The following is an 18,626-nucleotide window of genomic DNA, read 5'->3' on the forward strand; positions in this document are numbered from 1 at the left end:
AATGTCAATTAATATGTATAAGGGATATAGCTTGAGGAACCGTGTTTTTTTCGGCTTCCTTCTGGTGTGCCTTTTAAGTGTTGTAGCGTCTTCGCTGGTCCCGTACTTTGTTTTGCGGAATAATTCTGAAAAGCAAAGTGAAATCGATATGCAGAATAAGACCGGTGCCGTCATGAGGTTCCTGGATTATGCCGTGAGCATGAAGCATACCGAAACCCGCGACATTCCTGAGCTTCTGGACAACAAAATCTATGAAATTGCAGATATTAACCAGCATCCTGTGGTGTTATATGACCTCAGGGGGCATTACCTGGTGTCGAGCGTGGAAGGAAATGCATCGTACCGCAAATCAATTCCCATCAATATTGTCAACAGAATCCTTGCCACCAAGGCAAGGGTGGATATTAAAGATTACGATGCTTCCAAAGATGCCGTTCTTACTTCGTCTTATCTGCTGCTGAGGAATAATGATTTCGAACCGATTGCTATTGTATATATCCCGTTGTACCATGATGAAGGATCCTATCTTGATGTTCTTAATACCTATTTAAAGTACATCGTGCTGATTGATGTATTGCTGATTCTTTTCAGTGTATGGTTCAGTTGGGTAATGTCCAACAACCTGGCTAAAAATATTACCAAATTCTCGGATATGATTACGAGGATCACTTTATTTGAAAACGATATGCGTCCGATCCGTTATTATAAAAATGATGAGCTGAATGCGTTGGCTCGGGCTTATAACCGGATGATCCTGCAGATTCAGGATCAGAAAGAAAGGCTCCGTTTTAAGGCATCGGAAGAAGCCTGGCGGGAAATGGCCAAACAGGTGGCACATGAGGTGAAAAATCCCCTGACCCCAATGAAACTGACCATTCAGAATTTTGAAAGGAAATTTGATCCCGAAGATCCGAATATCCGTGAGCGGGTAAAGCAAATGAGTAAAACCATGGTGGATCAGATTGATCTGATTGCAACCGTTGCTTCCGCATTCTCAGAATTTGCCAAGCTTCCCGAAAAAAACAATGAAACCATCAATCTGAATACGGAAGTGGAAGGTATTCTCCGGGTTTTCAATGATGAAAATGTTTTTATGCATGCCAATAAAAGCAATATCATGATTAACATGGACAAGATTTACCTGTCCAGGATCATCACCAATCTGGTAACCAATGCAAAACAGGCGGAAAGTGAAGAACGGAAACTGATTGTTAATGTTGATATAGAACAGCACCAGCGCCGGGTAATGATTTCGGTTCAGGATAATGGCGTGGGCATTCCCGAAAATATTTACGAAAGGATTTTTGAACCTAATTTTACTTCTAAGAACAGCGGGATGGGTCTCGGGCTTTCCATGGTACGCAAGATGGTAGAAGACTATAAAGGCGAAATTACCGTAAAGTCTGAAGTAGGAAAGGGCACTACGTTTACCATTACTTTACCCACCAATTTATAGTGAAACCATTTACCTTCAGGCAATTTGAAATCCGGCAGTCAAAAGGCGTTTTCCGGGTAGGTACTGATGGTGTTTTACTGGGGGCTTCAGCTTCAGTGTCCCATGCTTCAAAAGTATTGGAAGTAGGGACGGGAACCGGACTGATCTCCCTTATGCTGGCCCAGAGGAATCCGCAGGCCGAATTTTTAGGAATTGATATTAATGAAGAGGCCGCAGAATTAACAAGGGTTAACTTCAAAAACTCACCGTTCGCATCGAGGCTGAACAACATGCATCAGGATTTTAAATCATTTAATACTTCGGAAGAATTTGATATGATCGTTTCCAATCCTCCCTATTTTGAAGTCTCAGATTCGGAAAAAGATAAAATTGCCAGACAAACGGTGGAATTGAATTTCCTGCAGCTGATTTCAAAATCTGCGGGACTGCTGTCGGAAAAAGGGATTTTATCGGTAATTATTCCTGTGGAGGCAGGAGAGGGCTTCGTTCATACAGCCGAAATACATGGATTCATCCTGATCCGGAAAATCAATATTAAAGGCATTAAAACGGCAAATATAAAACGGCTGATCCTTGAATTCTCTTTTTCTGAACAATCCTTCTCAGAATCGGAATTCATTATAGAAAAAAGTCCGAGACAATACTCGGACCCCTATCTTAAACTCACCAAAGAGTTTCATGTTTTTAAGAAATAAAACATGCATTTTATTCAAATAATTCAGCTGTATCCAGTACGGAAACTTTCCCGTCTTCACAACGGATAGCTTCACCGGGGAAATTCTGGATCATATGGTAATCGTGGGTCGCCATTACTACAGCTGCTCCGTTTTCCAATGCCACCTGCTTCAGCAGAGTCATAATTTCATTGGAAGTTTCGGGATCAAGGTTTCCGGTAGGCTCATCGGCTAAGATAAGATCCGGGTGGTTCAATAAAGCCCTTGCAATAGCAATACGCTGCTGTTCCCCTCCGGAAAGTTCATGAGGCATTTTATGCTTCTTGCTCTTCATATTTACACTGGCCAGAACTTCATTGATGCGTTCTTCTATTTTTGCCTTATCGCTCCATCCTGTAGCCTCAAGAACAAATCTCAGGTTCTTTTCAACCGTCCTGTCGGAAAGCAGCTGAAAATCCTGGAAAACAATTCCTAATTTTCTTCTCAGGTTCGGGACTTCGGAAGTTCTAAGCTTGGCAAGATCAAAACCTGCGACGGCACCGTGTCCCGAAGCCAAAGGAATATGCCCATACAATGTCTTTAACAATGAACTCTTTCCGGAACCTGTTTTTCCGATAAGGTAGCAAAATCTTCCTTTTTTGATATTCAGGTTAACATCCGAAAGAACCGTGAAGTTTTTCTGTGCAATCTTCGCGTGCTGTAAACTTATGATGTTGTCTCCGGCGATATGGGTATGTGGCATAGTTCAGTTTTAAAAGTACTTTTCTAAAATATTTTTTCAGATTTTAAAAATAAGAAAAAGAAGACTTAAGAACCTAAATTTTAGGAAATTTTAACAACAAAAAATGCCTGAAAAACTTCTTTTCAAGCATGATTTGTATATGATAATAAAAGATTATCTCTTAGCGCGTGCCGCACTTACAGTTAAACTCTTTCTGCCTTTAGCTCTTCTCGCAGCCAAAACTCTTCTTCCATTTGGCGTAGACATTCTTTCTCTGAAACCGTGTTTGTTTCTTCTTTTTCTTTCTGATGGCTGGAATGTTCTTTTACTCATTACTTTATGTTTAAATCGTAATTATCTATTAATTTTCAGGTTGCAAAGATATGGAATTTTTTAAAAGTTGCAAATTTTCACAATATTTTTTTATAAATCTTCATCGGTTTCTTCAGTGGCCTTTGTGAAGCCCGATCATGAGACGATTTTCCCCATCATTAAAAATAATCGCCGGGATTTATTTAAAAGCTCTATCTTTGGAGACTCAAATTTAAAGAAAATAAACATCATGATGTTTACACCGGCAGAACTTTTAGAAATTAACACATTACTTACTCCAGAAAATAAAATCGTAATCCTTACCCACTATAATCCGGATGGGGATGCGATCGGTTCCAGCCTTGGTCTTAAACATTATCTGAAAGCCAAAGGAATTTTTGCCGAAGTAATTGTTCCCAATGATTTTCCGAAGTTCCTGAAATGGATGCCGGAAGCCAAAAGGGTGCTGATTGCCGATTACAAAAGAAAGTTTGCTTTCGACCTTATTAATGAAGCGGATGTTATTTTCTGCCTGGACTTCAATGCGCCGTCAAGAATCGGTATCCTGGGAGACTGGCTGACAAATGCGAAGGGAAAGAAGATCCTGATCGACCATCATCAGCAGCCTGAAAAATTTGATTTTGTTTATTCCGATATGGTGATTCCGGCAACCTGCCAGATGGTATATCATTTTATCGAAGCGATGGATGATGAGAAGCTGGTAAATAAAGATATTGCCGAATGCCTGTACACCGGGATTATGACGGATACCGGAGGATTCCGTTTCCGCTCCACCAGTGCGGCAACCCACCGCATTATTGCCAATTTAATCGAACACGGTGCCGATCCTGCCCTGATTACTTCAAATACGTGGGATACGAATACGGTTTCGCGCTTGCTTCTTCTCGCCTTGATTCTGGGAAGAATAGAAGTGGCAAAAGACGGTAAAGTGGCCATCCTGTATCTTACAAGGGAAGAACTGAAAGAATACGGCTTCCAGAAAGGGGATACCGAAGGTTTCGTAAATTACGGACTGAGTATTCTTGGTGTAAAAATGGCGGCTTTCTTTATGGAGGACCTGTATGAGAATTTTATTAAGATTTCTTTCAGGAGTAAAGATAATATGGATGTGAACCAGTTCTCAAGAAAATATTTCAACGGGGGAGGGCACATCAATGCGGCCGGAGGGAAATCCAACGAATCTTTGCAGGAAACCATCGAAACCTTTAAAAAGAAAATAGAAGCGGAAGAAAATCTGTAAGCGGATAAAATAATACAGTGTTACTGATGTCAGGGGTCTTGGTTATGATAATGACCAAATGATTTCCATCTTTCAGTTAACCCTTGTCAAATCTTGAATATCCCTTTTCCTCAAGCTCTTTGCAGGTGTATTCATAGACTTCCTGAAACATCGTGTCCAGAAATTTTTTGTTGAACAAACTGAACTTCGTCATTTTCGGAGGATCTAAGAAAATATCGCAGGACTTTGCTTTGGAATAAACCGATTTGGCAATCGCCAGGTGCAGGATGCGGTCAAATTCCTTCATCAGGCTCATATTTTCAAGGCTGTCATAACTGATGGAGTTCACATGGGAGCCGATCAGGAAATCACATTTGTCCATAATCGGCTCGATTGGCAGATTATCCAGAACTCCCCCGTCGACATAAATTTTTTCACCGATTTTCACCGGAGGCAGGATAAACGGAACACTGGACGAAGCCAGTAACGGGGCAAACAGTTCGCCTTCCGAAAAGAAATCAACAATACCATGCGTCATTTCCGTCGCAGCTACATAAACGGGGATTTGTAGCACATTAAAATTATCTTCCGGAAAATAATCCGTAAACAGCTTCATGATAAACCTGGAACTGAAAATACCGTTTTTGGAAAGTTTAAGGTAAGACCGGGAAAAGAAGGTGGTCTGCTTTACGATGTCCATCATTTCTTCCGGGGTTTTTCCCAAAGAATAAAAGGCTCCTACAATGGAACCGGCGCTGGTCCCCGAAATAATATCAGGTTTCAGGTGGTATTCTTCCAAAGCCTTCAGAACGGCAATATGGGCAATACCGCGCATACCTCCGCCTGACAGGGTAAGTCCGGTCACCGGTTTCTTTTTTTTGAAAGACAGGAAATCGAACATATCAGAACACCAGATGTTTCGGCAGGTTATGGAGAAGTTCCGTATTGATGATGGCTGCACAGATGGCCGGTTTTTCCCAATGCCCGTTGTGCCCGCAGTCGAGGATGTAGGATTTGATGTTTGTCCGGTCCGGCAGACCTTTGATCATCATTTCGGTTTTTACTGCATTGTCGTGCTTGCCGGCAAGAACTAAAATTTTAGCATCTAGATTTTCCAGGATATGGTTTTTATCCGTTCTTTCCACCATTCCTTTTACGGATGCAAGAGCACCCAGATTATTAGTGGAGAGGGCAACTTTCAGCGCAGTCTCTATTTTACCCTCCAGAATATCCCTTTCATTAGGGTTAAAAAGATTTGGAACGCCGGCTCTGGCGTAGTGGGCAAAGGCATCTTTGATGATGCGGTAACTTTTGATACGCTGTTCTTTTTTCTCATCATCATCGGGGAAATAGGTAGAGAAAAATAGCGTGAGACTTCTTAGTGACTTAGGATATTTTTCAGCAAAAGCCAGGGAAACATAGCCTCCCATCGAATGGCCCAGCAAATGGACTTTATTTAAATTTTGATGTTCAAGGACTTTCTTAACTTCTTCCGCCATCAGTTCCATCGTCTGTACTTCGGCGATGATTTCCGACTGTCCGTGGCCGGGAAGATCGATTTTTACCAATGAAAAATTCTCGGAAAGATGAGGTTCCAGGTCGCTCCAGATCGAAAGGTTTTCCATGAAGCCATGCAATAGGACCAAAATCTCCTTTCCGTTTCCTTTTCTCTCGAAGTTCAGCATAGTTCGGCAGTTAAAAGTGAATATCGATATGATCAACAAATCCCGAACCATTTACCATGTCCTGCAGCCTGAATGTTTTTCCTCCGTCTTTAGACATAAAAGTTTTGGTCCCTTTCCTTATATAAGGTTTTCCATTATCGTTGTCGGCAATACTTTGCGTGATTTCTCCTGTAAAATTCATATGCTTACCGGAAACTGCAGCCATAAATCCTTTGATTTTAAGTGAATTTTTTCCTGATTTAATGGTCCCGGAAACATCGTAATGATCTGCTTCACCACCAATTTTCTTAAACTCTAAGGTTCCTGCCGAATTGATCAGGCTGTGGGTGAGCTTATGGGTTCCGCTGAAATCTTTAAAATGATTTTTAGACCGGATGCTGTCGTTATGCTTTTCGGTTACGGCGTTAATGGAATCTACTATTTTGGTACTGTCTACTTTTTCCGAAGCAGGAGTAGTTTCTTTTTTGGAACATGAAACAAGCATGGCTGAAACAGCGATTGCGGTTAAAAAGTTTTTCATTCAATAAAATTATATCCAAAAATAAATAAAAAAAGAGCATTCTGAAAATGCTCTTCCTGTTTTATTGGGTTAATTCTTCGTAAACTTTCTTTTCCCAGGGTTTGATATCGGTAACGCCGTATCTTTCCTTTTTTGAAATCGCGATATTATCCAGTACATCAACAAAGTTCTTATAATTGGCCTCGTCGGTCGGTTCGATAATGATCGTGAAATTTTCCTTTTTAGGTGCCTTACTGTAAGCTTCGGAAATAATTTTGATAATATTCAGTCCGTTGAAATCCGTTTCTTTCAGATTATTTTTATTTAAATCTTCTTTGGACTGCTGATGATAGAATACCCTGTTGTCTTTACCGAGAATAAAAGTGACCTGATTTCTTATGTCTACCACATTACCTGGCTGATGCGGACCTTTTGCCGGTAATCCGAGGTCCATCACATTCGGTTTCGTAAAATTGGTGGTGAACATAAAAAAGGTGATCAATAGAAACCCCAGATCTACCATTGGGGTCATGTCTACGCGGATCAGTTTTTTTCTCTGTTTGCTTCCGCCCTGCTTTTCCTGTGCAATTACTTCTGCCATAATTATTAGTTTTTAAATGTTAAACATTTTTTAATAAAAGGTGTTAAATACTTACTTTTATAACGGAATAAACACAAAATTCGTACCTAAGAAATGAAATTAATATTAAATATTTAATTTATTTTAGTTTTTTACGTAAAATGTATTATATATCAGCAAAATAAAAAATAATAATCCTGTTTGATGAAAATTTATTATTCACATAAAACAAAAAACTCACGCCTTTTAGCATGAGTTTTAAAATATCTTAAAAACTTTATTTATTCTGTTTAAAATAATTGACGCCGCATTCCAGGAATTTCTTGAATTTCTCTTTTTCCATGTATCCGGAAACCGGGGTGTTGATTACCTTACCGTCCGGAGTCAGCAGGACATAATGCGGCTGGGAATTGTTATTGAAATTCGCTGTCTGGAACAGGCTCCACCGGTCTCCGATGGTCTGCACTTTTTTCATCTGTCCGTCACCGAGATCGATTTTCGTCTTTTGGTCTTCAGGGAGCTCTTCCTTGTCGTCTACGTATAAAGAAGCCAGCACGACGTCGTTCTGAAGAATCGGTAAAATATCCGCTTCGCTCCAGACAAATTCTTCCATCTTCCGGCAGTTTTCGCAGCCGTAGCCCGTAAAGTCGATCAGGATCGGTTTATTCTCTTTTTTGGCAATTTCAATCGCTCTAAAGAAATCGTGTTCAGGGTGCATTCCCAGGATTCCGTCTTTTTCATCATGAAAATAGCTTACGTTCAGTGGAGGTAAAATTCCGCTTAACAGCTGCAGTTTCGGGCGTTCCGCAGGAATCAATCCCTGGATCAGGTAAATCACAAAACCGATTCCCAATACGCCCAATATTTTTCTGGTGATGGAAATCTTCGGTTTTTTATCATCATGCGGGAATCGGATCAGCCCGAACAGGTAGATCACCAATCCGATAGCAATAATAATCCAGATGGCAATGAAAAGTTCCCTTTTAATAAGAAATGTTTTGGAAACCAGGTCGGCTTTTGAAAGGAATTTCAAGGCCAGTGCTAATTCTACGAAACCTAAAACCACTTTTACGGTATTCATCCAGCCTCCGGATTTTGGAAGGCTCTGTAATGCCTGAGGAAATAAAGCCAGAAGACCGAAAACAATCGCCCATGCCAGTCCGAAACCGCCTAAAGCAAAGGTCAGAAGCATCGGGACGTTGGCTGATCCGGTAATGGCACTTCCCAGTAAGCTTCCCAAAATAGGGCCTGTACAGGAGAACGATACAATCACCAGCGTCAATGCCATAAAGAAAATTCCGATAATCCCCCCGGCTTCTTCCGCCTTTGAAGACTTGTTGGCTATCGCACTTGGTAACGTAATATCGTAATATCCGAAGAAGCTTCCCGCAAAGAAAATAAAGATGATGAAGAAAGCAATATTCAGCCAGACATTGGTTGAAATTTCATTGAAGATATTTCCGGCAATCCCGTCGATCAGGTGGAAAGGCACACTTAGCAGGACAAAGATCAATAAAATGAAGAACCCATAAATCAGCGCATCCCGTTTTCCTTTTGCCGGATTCTTGTTTCCTTTTGTAAAGAAAGAAACCGTTAACGGAATCATCGGGAATACGCAAGGGGTAAGCAGGGCAATCAGTCCTCCGATAAACCCTAATAAAAGATACGTCCAGTAATTTTCGCTGATCTTGGAGGATCCGGTTCCGCAATCCGTCAGCGGATGTGCAATATCAATGGATTTTATTTTTAACTGCTTAGGGTCAAGCTTGGCCGTTTGTATTGCTGGAACGGTATTCTGAACGACAACTCCCAATGTATCGATCACAGGCTGAAGGGAATCTTTGGCAGACTCTGCTTTTTCATCTGTCTTGGCTTCTTCAACTGCGCTCTTCGGTGTCACCGGTTTATTGAATTCCAACGTATTCGGTGCCAGGCAGACCCTGTCGTCACAAGTCTGGTAAGTAATTTCCGCAACCACATCGCCCGGTTTCGTGCCGTCTTTTAATTTAAATTTCTGCTTGAATCCTGCTGCGTCCGAATAATACACAATCTTTCCTCCGAAAGCCTCGGAAAACTCTTCATGTTTTTTTCCGGTTTCCGTAAATTTCCCGATGAGCTCGATATTTTTTCCCGAAACCTTGTAGCTGGTCGGAATTCCGGTGTCTTCAGGAAGATCTTTGGAATAGATATGCCATCCGCTTTCCATCGTCGCATTCAGCACCGCTTCGTATTGGTTGTCGCCTAATTCGTTGATGGTAAATTTAAATTTTACAGGATTTTTGATTTGTGCATTGATGCCGGTTGCCAAAAACAGCAGAATCAATAAAAACCAGTTTCTAAACTTCATTTTACTTTTTATTAAAAATTTTGAGAATATTTTCGGTATTCCCATCCCCAGAATATCTTCGGTCCTGCCGGAAAGGAATCACCCCAAGTACGGAGTTTTCGCCATCGGCCAGGATCCATATTTTTTGCCTCGCTAAAATAGATAATTTTTCGTCCCTAAAAAACTTGGAAACTTTCTTTTTCCCCGAAAAACCCGAAGGATAAAATTCATCTCCTTCTTTCGGTCTTCGTAACCGCAACGGAAAACGGAGTTTACGGGCATCGAAATCCCATTCAAAACTTTTATTGATTTCCTCGATTGCCATTATATTTTCGAGATTTACCGCCGTTTGGTTTTGAGAAAGATCAGATTTTTTAATTAAGACAATATCTTCATCTTCCTGCTGCGGGACATCATGATCTGTTTTCGCACTTAAAATCAATTCGTCGTAGTTTATCATCAGCCGGTAATCTTTAGAGAAAAATAAGCTGCCGTTTTCAGCGTTGAAAATTTTCGGAATCTCTTGTTCCTGATCAAATCCGTACTTCTTTAAAATTTCAAACTTCACGAAATCACTTTCCCCGCTCAGCCGGTCTTTTGATAAAATTTTGTGGGACGGGTTAAACACAGTAATGCGTTTTTCTATTTCCCCGATCTGCTGCTGAACAAAGTTTTTCGTCTGGTTTAAATAAAAGGAACTCTTCCTGAAATTATCTAAAAAATGATCGTTGGTTTCCAGCAGTTTCGGGACCACTTCATTCCTGATCTTATTTCTTAAATAATCGCTTTTCCTGTTGGACAGATCTTCACGGTATTCGATCCGGTGTTCTTTCGCAAAGGCATAAATTTCTTCTTTTGAAAAAGGAAGAAGGGGCCTGAGGATACGGTTGCTGTTGGCAGGGATTCCGCTTAATCCGTTGATGCCCGCCGCTTTTGATAAATTAATGATAAAGGTTTCCAGCTGATCGTTCAGGTGATGCGCCGTAACCAGGAATTCCAGGTTTTCACTCTTTTGGACCTGTTTAAAAAACTGATACCGCAGTTCCCTTGCCCAAAGCTGGATGGAATGCTCAGGCTTCCGGTCTTTTTCCGAAACCTGATATAAATGAAATTTAATGTGATGCTTTTTACAGAAATCCTCTACGGTTTTCTGGTCTAGTTCCGAATCTTCTCCACGGAGCTTATAATTGATATGCGCAACCTGGAATTTAATTCCCGATTTCTTAAAACAATAGGCCAATACCATAGAGTCGGCACCCCCGCTCACAGCAAGAAGATAGCTTTGGTTTTCAGGAAAATGGACTAATATATCCAGCTGGCTTTTAAATGCTGAGCGGTGCAACATGGAGGTTTGAAATTTCTTTATACAAAGATAACCATATAATTAAAATGAATTTTGTTACCTTTGATCCGTCTAAAAATGATTATTTATGAAAATTTTTAAAATTTTAGCAGTTTCTGCAATGGCGCTGGGAATGACATCTTGTATCAGTAAAAAGCAGTATGATGCATTAAGCTCTAATTACAAGCAGTGTATTGAAAACGTAGGGGAAAGGCAGAGGGAAATTCAGGATCTGAAATCTCAGAATTCAGCTTTAGCCAGTGAGAATAGTTTATTAAAGAGCCAGCATGATGCGCTGAAATCTTCATTGGATGCGTGCCTGTCGAACTCAGGGAAGAGTTCTGCGAACATCGATAAGTTAGTAGGGGAAATCAACTCTTCAAACTCTTATATCAAGCAGCTGATTTCAAACAATGCGAAAAACGACAGCTTAAATCTTGCCTTGTCTAATAAACTGAAAAGATCTTTGGATAATGTAGCGGACAGCGATGTTCAGGTAAAAGTCCTGAAAGGGGTGGTCATGATTTCGCTTTCGGACAAAATGTTATACAAAACCGGAGATTACAACATCTTACCTGCCGCTCAGGAAGTATTGGGGAAAGTAGCTAAAGTAATCAACGATTACGATAAGTATTCCGTACTGATCGAAGGAAATACGGATAATGCCGCTTTAAATTCACCAAACCTGCCAAGAGACAACTGGGATCTTTCTGCTTTAAGAGGAACTTCAGTAGCGAAAATCCTGCAGACTCAGTTTGGAGTTGATCCGGCAAGGATTACAGCAGGCGGACGTTCTGAATACAATCCTAAAGCAACCAACATGAGCGTTTCCGGAAGAGCGGAAAACAGAAGAACGGAAATCATCATTATGCCTAAGCTGGATGAGTTTATGAAATTAATGGATATTGCTCCGAAAAAATAATTTCAGATCTTCTTAACCCATATAAAAAAGAAATCCCGAAACAATTCGGGATTTCTTTTTTTAAGCTAATCAAATTAATTCTTCCTTTTTAAGTAAAGAAATAATCCTCTGAAAAAATGAATTGGATAGGTCTGGTTTATTAGTTTTCTTTAAAGAAGAATCCGGAGTGCCTTTCGGCACCGGACTCCTTTGATTCTTGTGGTTAATTTGTTTTTTTTCCGCAAACATTATTGCCGTGTGTTTCTACCCTCCATGCAAAGGTAGTGGTATCTTGAAACAAAACCATCCGTATTTTTACGGTATTTGCATCCGGGATTTCCCCATGCTGTCAGAATCTTTGGTTTTATATCATCGTTTTTGTTATATTTAAATAAATTTGAACTTCCTAAAATTTGTAGAATGAGCTTTTTTGAAGAAAAAAATCCGGAGATGGACAGGTACCTGGAAAACCATGCTTCGTCGGAACCTGAAATTCTGAGAAAACTGAGACGGCAAACCTATCAGAAGACCACACAGCCGCATATGATTTCCGGATATCAGCAGGGAAGATTATTGACGATCGTTTCCCAAATGATGCAGCCTGAAAACATTCTTGAAATAGGTACCTTTACCGGGTATGCCACGCTTTGCCTGACAACGGGAATGGCAAAAGGCGGCAAAATCACCACTCTGGATGTAAATGAGGATCTGGCATATCTCCCGAGAAAGTATTTTGCGGAAAGTGAATTTTCAGAACAGATCGATTTTAAGCTTCAGGATGCCAAAACGTTTTTAAAAGAAACCGACGAAATCTTCGATCTGGTGTTTATAGATGCAGATAAAGAAAATTATGCGGAGTATTTCAGGCTGATCAAACCGAGAACGAAATCTGGATCGGTTGTGATGTTCGATAATGTGCTCTGGTACGGAAAAGTGCTGGAAGAAAACCCGAAGCAGAAATCGACCCAGGTGATCAAGGAATTGAATGATTTGATTGCGAAAGACGACGATTTTGAAAATCTTATTTTACCTTTGCGGGACGGGGTAAATTTCCTGAGAAGAAAATAGTCCAGGTTAAAGGCATATTGAAATAGAATGTAATTTTCCAAGCTTTGCCCGGCCTGTAATTTAATATAAACTGATGGATAAAGGAATTTGTAGTGTTACGGTAGCACCGGTCCGGGCAGAAGCATCTGACCGGGCAGAAATTGTTACGGAAATACTGTTTGGTGAAAGTGCGGATATTCTGGAAGTAGATAAAAACTGGACCAGAATAAAAATGCACTACGACGGCTATGAAGGGTGGATGGATACCAAACAGCTCCGGCCGGTAGCCGATGACATACTGGCTAAACGTAAAATAACCGTCGTTACCGAAGATTTCTCCTCTGTCATGATGAACGACGGAAAAACACTGCTTTCTATGGGTTCGGAAGTCGAGTTTCCGGCAGTAGCTTCAAGAAGGAGCCACGATGTACGCGAAAGTATTGCTTTAACGGCAAAAGAATTTATCAATGTCCCTTACCTGTGGGGCGGGAAAAGCTTTTTTGCGGTAGACTGTTCCGGTTTTACCCAGCTGGTCTATAAAATTCATGAGATTAAATTGCCGAGGGATGCTTCCCAACAGGTAAACGTCGGAGAATCCCTGAGCTTTGTCGGGGAAAGCCGGCCCGGTGATCTCGCCTTCTTTGAAAATCCGGAGGGGAAGATCGTTCATGTAGGAATCATGCTCGAAAACCAGCGGATTATTCATGCTTCAGGTAAAGTAAGAATCGATACCCTGGATTCTACCGGAATCTTTAATAAAGAGCTGAATAAACATACACATAAGCTGAGAGTGATTAAAAGTGTAATTTAACCTTACAACAGTTCTGAAATGGAAAATATTCTTCTGGGCATTTTCGATATTTTAAATTTTGGACTGCTTGCTTTCCTATGGTGGTTTACCATAAAACATTATACATCTTTACCGCAGACCATTCCTACCCATTTCGACTTCGACGGAAAGGCAGATCAGTTCGGCAGTAAGAAGTATTCTTTTCTGATGCCGGCGGTCCTAACGGTCCTGTATTTTCTATTTGCCTACGTGGTCAGAACTCCGGAATCTTCCAACTATCCTGTAGAAATTACAGAAGAAAATGAAAATGCACAATTTTTGATTATGAAAATTTTTATAAGATGGCTTTTTCTGTTGATTTCATTTCTTTTTCTGAATAATCAGGATTATATGTTCAGATATTCCAGGGATGAAGCGGCAAAGCCCAGGGTGGCAATGTCTTTCGCGCTGTTTTCGGTGATCGGAAGCCTGATCATTTTATTCATCTTTGTAGGGGTCTTTAAGTGATAAAGCTTTATGGCTCCGGATGGATCTGACAGGGAATATTTAATGAAACGGCAGATTGAAATTCTGCTGAGCTCAGGCTCTTACCATAGAATAATTATTAAAAATTTAAATTGAATGTGATGGCTCTTCTGTATAACCTATTTATTAATCTTCTCATTTTCGGGATGAAGGTTTTTTCTTTATTCGATGATAAAACTAAAAAAGGCGTTGAAGGAAGAAAAGAATCTCTGCAAAAAGTAAAATCCGGACTTTCAAAATCCAATAAGGTAATCTGGATGCATGCTTCAAGCCTGGGGGAGTATGAACAGGGACTGCCTGTACTTGAAAGACTGAAAGAACATTATGCCGGTCATAAAATCCTGGTAACTTTCTTTTCTCCGTCCGGATATGAATATGTGGTGAATAAAAGAAATATTGCAGATGTCATCTGCTACCTGCCGTTTGATAAAAAATCGCTTGTAAAAGAGTTTGTTGCTCAGTTTAATGCTGAACTATTTTTTACGGTGAAATATGATTACTGGTATAACCTGCTGGAAGAATTAAAAAATAAAGGGGCTAAAACCTACGTGATTTCCGCTTTGTTTTATGACCGGCAGTCTTTCTTTACTTCTTATGGAAAATGGCTTGTGAAACGGCTGCAGAAGAATATCGACTGGTTTTTTCACCAGACCGAAATGTCCTACGCACTGGCAAAAAAAGTAGGTTTACATCAATCTTCAATAACGGGGGATACCAGATTCGATCGGGTAAAGCAATTAAGAAACCGCAACAATCATGTTGATTTTATAAAAGAATTTATTGGAAAAGATAAAGCGATAGTGTTCGGAAGCTCATGGCAGGCGGAGGAAAAAATCGCGGAAGAAGTTTTACAATTAAGTCCTTATGCCAAGCTGATTATTGCGCCGCACGATCTTAAAAGGGTTCAGAATTTGAGACAGATATTTCCTGAAGCTGTTTTGTACAGTGAAATCGATAATTCTGTAAAAGATTTTAATTCTCATGTATTGATCATAGACAGCATCGGTCTGCTTTCCAAACTTTATTCCTACGCAGATATTGCGGTAGTGGGCGGAGGTTTTCACGATGCCGGGTTGCATAACATCCTGGAGGCAGCTACTTTTGGGGTTCCCGTTATTTTCGGAAACCATTACAAGAAAAATCCGGAAGCCGATGAGCTCATTGCTGTTGACGGAGGAAGAGCATTTGAAAATACAGGACTGGCTGCCGATTTTATTCTTTTTCTGATCAATAATGAAGAACTGCTTAAATCTATGTCTGAGAACGCGGAGAACTTTGTATCCGGAAAACCGGAAGCAACAGACTTGATTCTTGAGAAAATTCTATCGTAAAAATCCCCGGCTTTTAATGTCTCTGATCACGTGATCGAAATTCTCAGGAATCTGCTCGCTGGTCAGCCATTTAAAATCGATTCCGTTATTGCTAAACAGCTTCGACAGGTAGTTGTTCTGAAGGATTTTTTCTTTCAAAGGATCCAGGTATTCATCAATTTCCATCCAGTAATCCGCATCCAGTTTTCTGGTTAACAGTAAAGCCCTTACCGTTTTATTGATAAGATATAGATACAGTTTATACACATTATCAAACCGCTGCCGGCTGAGGTCTTCGTTATGCTTCAGGATTTCATTCATCAGAAGGATGTTCAGGGAAACTTCCCCGAACTTATCGGTAGTGATTTTCACATGTTCGGTAATTTCCGCGCTTATTTTACGGATGATCGTCAGGAAATACTTCTGGTTGCTGATGTATTTTGAAGCCAGCAGGACTTTTTCATGAACAATTTCTTCCATCGCATCCCGCTTATTATCTGTAGTTTCGAGATCGATCAGCTCAAAATACAGTTTTTTAGATAAAAGCTTGTCTTTTTTCAACAGTCTGAAAATCAGCCGGTCTTTTTCTACAGATGAAAAATTGCTGAGGGCTGCCTTAAACTCTTTTGAATATTCCATTTTTTAAATTTAATTAAAAATTTTCGAATATTTCAGAAATCCATTCAGGGCCCAATTGGCGGTATAATATAAAGAGGTAAGGATAGAAAATCCCATAAAGTCTTTATAAACGAGATATTGGTCTTTGATGATGTTTTTCTTTTTCCTTGAAACACTGTTTTTGCGCATCCGGTATTTGGCCAGGGTCTTATTCAGGGGATAACCTTTTGGAATTTCTTTCAGCAGATTCAGCCACATCACATGGTCTTCACGCTTGCTTTTGATGGGAAATAAAAATTTCCCGACCCTTTTAGTGTCATACATTGTTGAAACCGGAGCCAGCCTGCAGGTTTTGAGCAGATTGGAAAAAGTAACCACGGTATCCGCTTGAAAATCCTTTAAGACAGGTTCCATCGTATGCTCATCGCATCTCGAATAATTGCAGTATACCAGTTCTGTTCTGTTTTCCTGCATAAAACCCGTCATGGCTTCCAGGTATTCCGGATACCAGAGATCGTCGGAGTCCAGAAACGCAATGTATCTTCCTTCCGCCCGTTCCAGGCTTTTATTCCTGGCATTTCCTGCGCCGCCGTTCTGTTCCAGCACCTGGAGTTTTATTCTCGGATCATTGTATTTCCGGATGAGTTCAACGGTATTGTCTTTTGAACGGTCGTCGGAGATCAGCCATTCCCAGTTTTCGTAAGTCTGGTTCAGGACCGACCGTATCGTTTCTTCAATAAATTCTGCCGAATTGTAGGAAGGGGTAATAATGGAAACCAATTCTTTCATAAATGGGTTATAGAAATTTTTTCTCGTAAAAATGCCACGAACTTACCCCTACGGCAATCACCACCAGCATACAGGCCACGGCCATCAGATAAGGGTTATAATCTTTAAAAAGACCTAGTGTGGTAAAGGTCCGGATAATCGGGAAGTGAAAAATATAAATGCCATAGGTAAAATCACCGTACTTCCCGAAATTGTTCAGGAACTTAAGGGAATAAGCAACATACAGCACGATAATTCCGATCATCATCGGTGAAAAGAATTGGATATTTAGGACCAGATCGATCCATACCGTAAGGATGGCAATGATGAAAAGGGTGTGTTTATGTTTGATGAACCAGTCAAAATTAAAATAAATCAGCATTCCCGGAATAAAATAAGACAGGGTTCCCGGAAGCTGTTTGGCCATTGAAATCTTACCCAGCAATTCAAAATAATTGAGATACACCAATGACAGGAAGTAGACAATAAGTAAACTGATGTTCCGGTATTTGTTGTTCTTGCCGAAAAGAAGGAAAAGCAGCGGGACAGAGAAGTAATAGCTCATTTCTATTTTCAGGGTCCACAACGCGCCGTTGACGGCCTGGTTGCCGAATACACCGGGAAGCCAGGGCGCTTTGAAATTGAGGAATATGGAATTCCAGAACAGGTATTTGTATACCTGAATATTGCTGAAATATTCCCTGAAAGGATAGGTGCTTACGAGACTTAATAAAATAGCACAGAGAAAGACGACCAGCAGATAAGCCGGAACAATTCTCCGGATTCTTTTCTTAATGTAGCTTTTCAAACTGGAAGACCGTTCATAGCTCCTGGCAATCAGGAAGCCGCTGACTACAAAAAATCCGAAAACGGCGATTTCCACAGGACTGTTCTCAAAAATTTTAAGTTCGGGGGATGCACTCAACGCACCCAGATGCCCGACGAAAACGATAAAGGCAAGGAGAACACGGATAAAATCAAAATTATTTTTCGTAAGGTCTTGCATTTGCACTGTTTTGTGCAAAAATAGTTTTTTTCGCAGAATAGAGACGGCTTCCTGCCGAGGAATGTTTATTAAATAAAGGTCATTTAAAAGATTTTACAATATCCCTAAACAGGAAATGATAAAATTTAATAATATTTTTTCAAAAATATTGTATAATAATATAAATAAATCATAATTTTAGCCCTTGAAAAATTTGATACATGAAGAAATTAGCATTATTATTTGCAGGTTTGTCATTATTCGTAGCAACAGGTTGTAACGACGATACCACGGAAGTAATGGAAGCTCCGCTGGTAGGCGTTTGGCAGCCGATGAAAAAAGTAGTAACCACGGTAGCTATAGGAGAAGATCCTGTTTCCGATGCTATTCTTTTTGATACGACTTGTCAGAAAACATCAAGATGGACTTTCTCTTCAGGAACTGCCGGAAAAAGAAAAGATATGGGAGACAGCTCCACGCCGGGAACCTGTACACCGACTTTCGACAGAACTTTCAGCTATACCTACGATAAAAGCAGCAAAGCAATACAGATCAAATACCAGGGAATCGTACAGCCGGATCAGGGGAAAATTATCAGCATCAGCGATACTTCCCTGAATATTATGTTCGAGGATAAATCGGACCCGACTGAATTCCATTCTGAAACGTATACGTTCAAGAGAATTCCTCAGTAATAATCTGAATCATTACCAACATATAAATCCTGTCACAAGACGGGATTTTTTCGTTTTGGAGATTTAATTCAAAATTAAATTTACATTTCTTTTAAAATCATTATTTTTGTGAATCTTGAATAAGGAATTGATCCGATTAATCCGATTTCAAA

Annotated in this window: 20 protein-coding genes; 9 read left to right on the forward strand and 11 right to left on the reverse strand. The window is 40.3% G+C overall.

The window, feature by feature from the left end:
• The first annotated feature begins 1 nt into the window (after nt 1).
• Nucleotides 2-1,456 carry a sensor histidine kinase gene (locus tag FY557_RS06180; RefSeq protein ID WP_149246418.1) on the forward strand — a complete coding sequence of 485 codons (1,455 nt, stop codon included), beginning with the start codon at nt 2-4 and terminating at the stop codon, nt 1,454-1,456.
• Nucleotides 1,456-2,151 carry a tRNA1(Val) (adenine(37)-N6)-methyltransferase gene (locus FY557_RS06185; protein ID WP_149246419.1) on the forward strand — a complete coding sequence of 232 codons (696 nt, stop codon included), beginning with the start codon at nt 1,456-1,458 and terminating at the stop codon, nt 2,149-2,151. Before FY557_RS06180 ends, FY557_RS06185 begins: the two co-directional genes overlap by 1 nt.
• A gap of 10 nt (nt 2,152-2,161) precedes the next feature.
• Here FY557_RS06185 and FY557_RS06190 read toward each other — a convergent pair whose 3' ends face one another.
• Together FY557_RS06190 and rpmH are read right to left on the reverse strand one after the other, a co-directional pair.
• Nucleotides 2,162-2,872 carry a cell division ATP-binding protein FtsE gene (locus FY557_RS06190; protein WP_149246420.1) on the reverse strand — a complete coding sequence of 237 codons (711 nt, stop codon included), beginning with the start codon at nt 2,870-2,872 and terminating at the stop codon, nt 2,162-2,164.
• Nucleotides 2,873-3,025: 153 nt separating this feature from the next.
• Nucleotides 3,026-3,184 carry a 50S ribosomal protein L34 gene (rpmH, locus tag FY557_RS06195; RefSeq protein ID WP_039365072.1) on the reverse strand — a complete coding sequence of 53 codons (159 nt, stop codon included), beginning with the start codon at nt 3,182-3,184 and terminating at the stop codon, nt 3,026-3,028.
• A 232-nt stretch (nt 3,185-3,416) separates the two neighbouring features.
• Here rpmH and FY557_RS06200 point away from each other — a divergent pair, with 232 nt between their 5' ends.
• On the forward strand, nt 3,417-4,424 hold the full coding sequence (locus FY557_RS06200) for a DHH family phosphoesterase (RefSeq protein WP_149246490.1): 1,008 nt from the start codon (nt 3,417-3,419) through the stop codon (nt 4,422-4,424).
• Between the two features lie 76 nt (nt 4,425-4,500).
• Here the strand turns inward: FY557_RS06200 and FY557_RS06205 are convergent, their stop codons facing one another.
• The 6 genes from FY557_RS06205 to tilS all read right to left on the reverse strand — a co-directional run bounded on the left by FY557_RS06205 (nt 4,501) and on the right by tilS (nt 10,838).
• Complete coding sequence (locus FY557_RS06205) at nt 4,501-5,304, reverse strand: patatin-like phospholipase family protein (RefSeq protein WP_149246421.1); 804 nt, start codon at nt 5,302-5,304, stop codon at nt 4,501-4,503.
• Nucleotide 5,305: 1 nt separating this feature from the next.
• On the reverse strand, nt 5,306-6,088 hold the full coding sequence (locus FY557_RS06210; RefSeq protein ID WP_149246422.1) for an alpha/beta fold hydrolase: 783 nt from the start codon (nt 6,086-6,088) through the stop codon (nt 5,306-5,308).
• Between the two features lie 10 nt (nt 6,089-6,098).
• Nucleotides 6,099-6,608 (reverse strand): hypothetical protein, encoded by a 510-nt coding sequence (locus FY557_RS06215; RefSeq protein ID WP_149246423.1) that lies wholly within the window; start codon nt 6,606-6,608, stop codon nt 6,099-6,101.
• 61 nt (nt 6,609-6,669) lie between these two features.
• Nucleotides 6,670-7,188 carry a biopolymer transporter ExbD gene (locus FY557_RS06220; RefSeq protein WP_149246424.1) on the reverse strand — a complete coding sequence of 173 codons (519 nt, stop codon included), beginning with the start codon at nt 7,186-7,188 and terminating at the stop codon, nt 6,670-6,672.
• 256 nt (nt 7,189-7,444) lie between these two features.
• Nucleotides 7,445-9,514: a protein-disulfide reductase DsbD family protein gene (locus tag FY557_RS06225; RefSeq protein ID WP_149246425.1), complete on the reverse strand. Its 2,070-nt coding sequence runs from the start codon at nt 9,512-9,514 to the stop codon at nt 7,445-7,447.
• Between the two features lies 1 nt (nt 9,515).
• A complete protein-coding gene (tilS, locus tag FY557_RS06230; RefSeq protein WP_149246426.1) occupies nt 9,516-10,838 on the reverse strand; it encodes a tRNA lysidine(34) synthetase TilS in 1,323 nt (440 codons plus the stop codon).
• A gap of 85 nt (nt 10,839-10,923) precedes the next feature.
• Between tilS and FY557_RS06235 the strand changes: the two genes are divergently transcribed.
• From FY557_RS06235 to FY557_RS06255, 5 genes are all read left to right on the forward strand, one after another.
• On the forward strand, nt 10,924-11,757 hold the full coding sequence (locus FY557_RS06235; protein ID WP_149246427.1) for an OmpA family protein: 834 nt from the start codon (nt 10,924-10,926) through the stop codon (nt 11,755-11,757).
• A gap of 399 nt (nt 11,758-12,156) precedes the next feature.
• Nucleotides 12,157-12,804 (forward strand): O-methyltransferase, encoded by a 648-nt coding sequence (locus FY557_RS06240; RefSeq protein WP_149246428.1) that lies wholly within the window; start codon nt 12,157-12,159, stop codon nt 12,802-12,804.
• A gap of 73 nt (nt 12,805-12,877) precedes the next feature.
• A complete protein-coding gene (locus FY557_RS06245) occupies nt 12,878-13,594 on the forward strand; it encodes a C40 family peptidase (RefSeq protein WP_149246429.1) in 717 nt (238 codons plus the stop codon).
• An 18-nt stretch (nt 13,595-13,612) separates the two neighbouring features.
• Nucleotides 13,613-14,080: a DUF1648 domain-containing protein gene (locus FY557_RS06250; RefSeq protein ID WP_149246430.1), complete on the forward strand. Its 468-nt coding sequence runs from the start codon at nt 13,613-13,615 to the stop codon at nt 14,078-14,080.
• Nucleotides 14,081-14,199: 119 nt separating this feature from the next.
• Nucleotides 14,200-15,429: a 3-deoxy-D-manno-octulosonic acid transferase gene (locus FY557_RS06255; RefSeq protein ID WP_149246431.1), complete on the forward strand. Its 1,230-nt coding sequence runs from the start codon at nt 14,200-14,202 to the stop codon at nt 15,427-15,429.
• On the opposite strand, the gene FY557_RS06260 is transcribed toward FY557_RS06255, so the two are convergent.
• Genes FY557_RS06260 through FY557_RS06270 form a run of 3 tightly spaced genes read right to left on the reverse strand, consistent with a single transcriptional unit; the run spans nt 15,421 to nt 17,800 of the window.
• Nucleotides 15,421-16,047 (reverse strand): deoxyuridine 5'-triphosphate nucleotidohydrolase, encoded by a 627-nt coding sequence (locus FY557_RS06260; RefSeq protein ID WP_149246432.1) that lies wholly within the window; start codon nt 16,045-16,047, stop codon nt 15,421-15,423. The two genes, FY557_RS06255 and FY557_RS06260, sit on opposite strands and share 9 nt — an antisense overlap.
• 9 nt (nt 16,048-16,056) lie before the next feature.
• Complete coding sequence (locus FY557_RS06265) at nt 16,057-16,815, reverse strand: glycosyltransferase family 2 protein (RefSeq protein ID WP_149246433.1); 759 nt, start codon at nt 16,813-16,815, stop codon at nt 16,057-16,059.
• Nucleotides 16,816-16,822: 7 nt separating this feature from the next.
• Nucleotides 16,823-17,800, reverse strand: a complete 978-nt coding sequence (locus FY557_RS06270; RefSeq protein ID WP_149246434.1) for an acyltransferase family protein — start codon at nt 17,798-17,800, stop codon at nt 16,823-16,825.
• 200 nt (nt 17,801-18,000) lie between these two features.
• Between FY557_RS06270 and FY557_RS06275 the strand changes: the two genes are divergently transcribed.
• Nucleotides 18,001-18,474, forward strand: a complete 474-nt coding sequence (locus FY557_RS06275) for a lipocalin family protein (RefSeq protein ID WP_149246435.1) — start codon at nt 18,001-18,003, stop codon at nt 18,472-18,474.
• The last annotated feature ends 152 nt before the right edge of the window (nt 18,475-18,626 follow it).

The sequence above is a fragment of the Chryseobacterium sp. SN22 genome (assembly GCF_008329705.1).
GTDB lineage: Bacteria > Bacteroidota > Bacteroidia > Flavobacteriales > Weeksellaceae > Chryseobacterium.

What these genes read in the sequence shown, in the direction of transcription:
- FY557_RS06180 (WP_149246418.1), top strand. Translation starts at nt 2, where the DNA reads ATGTCAATTAATATGTATAAGGGATATAGCTTGAGGAACCGTGTTTTT.
- FY557_RS06190 (WP_149246420.1), bottom strand. Translation starts at nt 2,872, where the DNA reads ATGCCACATACCCATATCGCCGGAGACAACATCATAAGTTTACAGCAC.
- rpmH (WP_039365072.1), bottom strand. Translation starts at nt 3,184, where the DNA reads ATGAGTAAAAGAACATTCCAGCCATCAGAAAGAAAAAGAAGAAACAAA.
- FY557_RS06200 (WP_149246490.1), top strand. Translation starts at nt 3,417, where the DNA reads ATGTTTACACCGGCAGAACTTTTAGAAATTAACACATTACTTACTCCA.
- FY557_RS06205 (WP_149246421.1), bottom strand. Translation starts at nt 5,304, where the DNA reads ATGTTCGATTTCCTGTCTTTCAAAAAAAAGAAACCGGTGACCGGACTT.
- FY557_RS06210 (WP_149246422.1), bottom strand. Translation starts at nt 6,088, where the DNA reads ATGCTGAACTTCGAGAGAAAAGGAAACGGAAAGGAGATTTTGGTCCTA.
- FY557_RS06215 (WP_149246423.1), bottom strand. Translation starts at nt 6,608, where the DNA reads ATGAAAAACTTTTTAACCGCAATCGCTGTTTCAGCCATGCTTGTTTCA.
- FY557_RS06220 (WP_149246424.1), bottom strand. Translation starts at nt 7,188, where the DNA reads ATGGCAGAAGTAATTGCACAGGAAAAGCAGGGCGGAAGCAAACAGAGA.
- FY557_RS06225 (WP_149246425.1), bottom strand. Translation starts at nt 9,514, where the DNA reads ATGAAGTTTAGAAACTGGTTTTTATTGATTCTGCTGTTTTTGGCAACC.
- tilS (WP_149246426.1), bottom strand. Translation starts at nt 10,838, where the DNA reads ATGTTGCACCGCTCAGCATTTAAAAGCCAGCTGGATATATTAGTCCAT.
- FY557_RS06235 (WP_149246427.1), top strand. Translation starts at nt 10,924, where the DNA reads ATGAAAATTTTTAAAATTTTAGCAGTTTCTGCAATGGCGCTGGGAATG.
- FY557_RS06240 (WP_149246428.1), top strand. Translation starts at nt 12,157, where the DNA reads ATGAGCTTTTTTGAAGAAAAAAATCCGGAGATGGACAGGTACCTGGAA.
- FY557_RS06245 (WP_149246429.1), top strand. Translation starts at nt 12,878, where the DNA reads ATGGATAAAGGAATTTGTAGTGTTACGGTAGCACCGGTCCGGGCAGAA.
- FY557_RS06250 (WP_149246430.1), top strand. Translation starts at nt 13,613, where the DNA reads ATGGAAAATATTCTTCTGGGCATTTTCGATATTTTAAATTTTGGACTG.
- FY557_RS06255 (WP_149246431.1), top strand. Translation starts at nt 14,200, where the DNA reads ATGGCTCTTCTGTATAACCTATTTATTAATCTTCTCATTTTCGGGATG.
- FY557_RS06260 (WP_149246432.1), bottom strand. Translation starts at nt 16,047, where the DNA reads ATGGAATATTCAAAAGAGTTTAAGGCAGCCCTCAGCAATTTTTCATCT.
- FY557_RS06265 (WP_149246433.1), bottom strand. Translation starts at nt 16,815, where the DNA reads ATGAAAGAATTGGTTTCCATTATTACCCCTTCCTACAATTCGGCAGAA.
- FY557_RS06270 (WP_149246434.1), bottom strand. Translation starts at nt 17,800, where the DNA reads ATGCAAGACCTTACGAAAAATAATTTTGATTTTATCCGTGTTCTCCTT.
- FY557_RS06275 (WP_149246435.1), top strand. Translation starts at nt 18,001, where the DNA reads ATGAAGAAATTAGCATTATTATTTGCAGGTTTGTCATTATTCGTAGCA.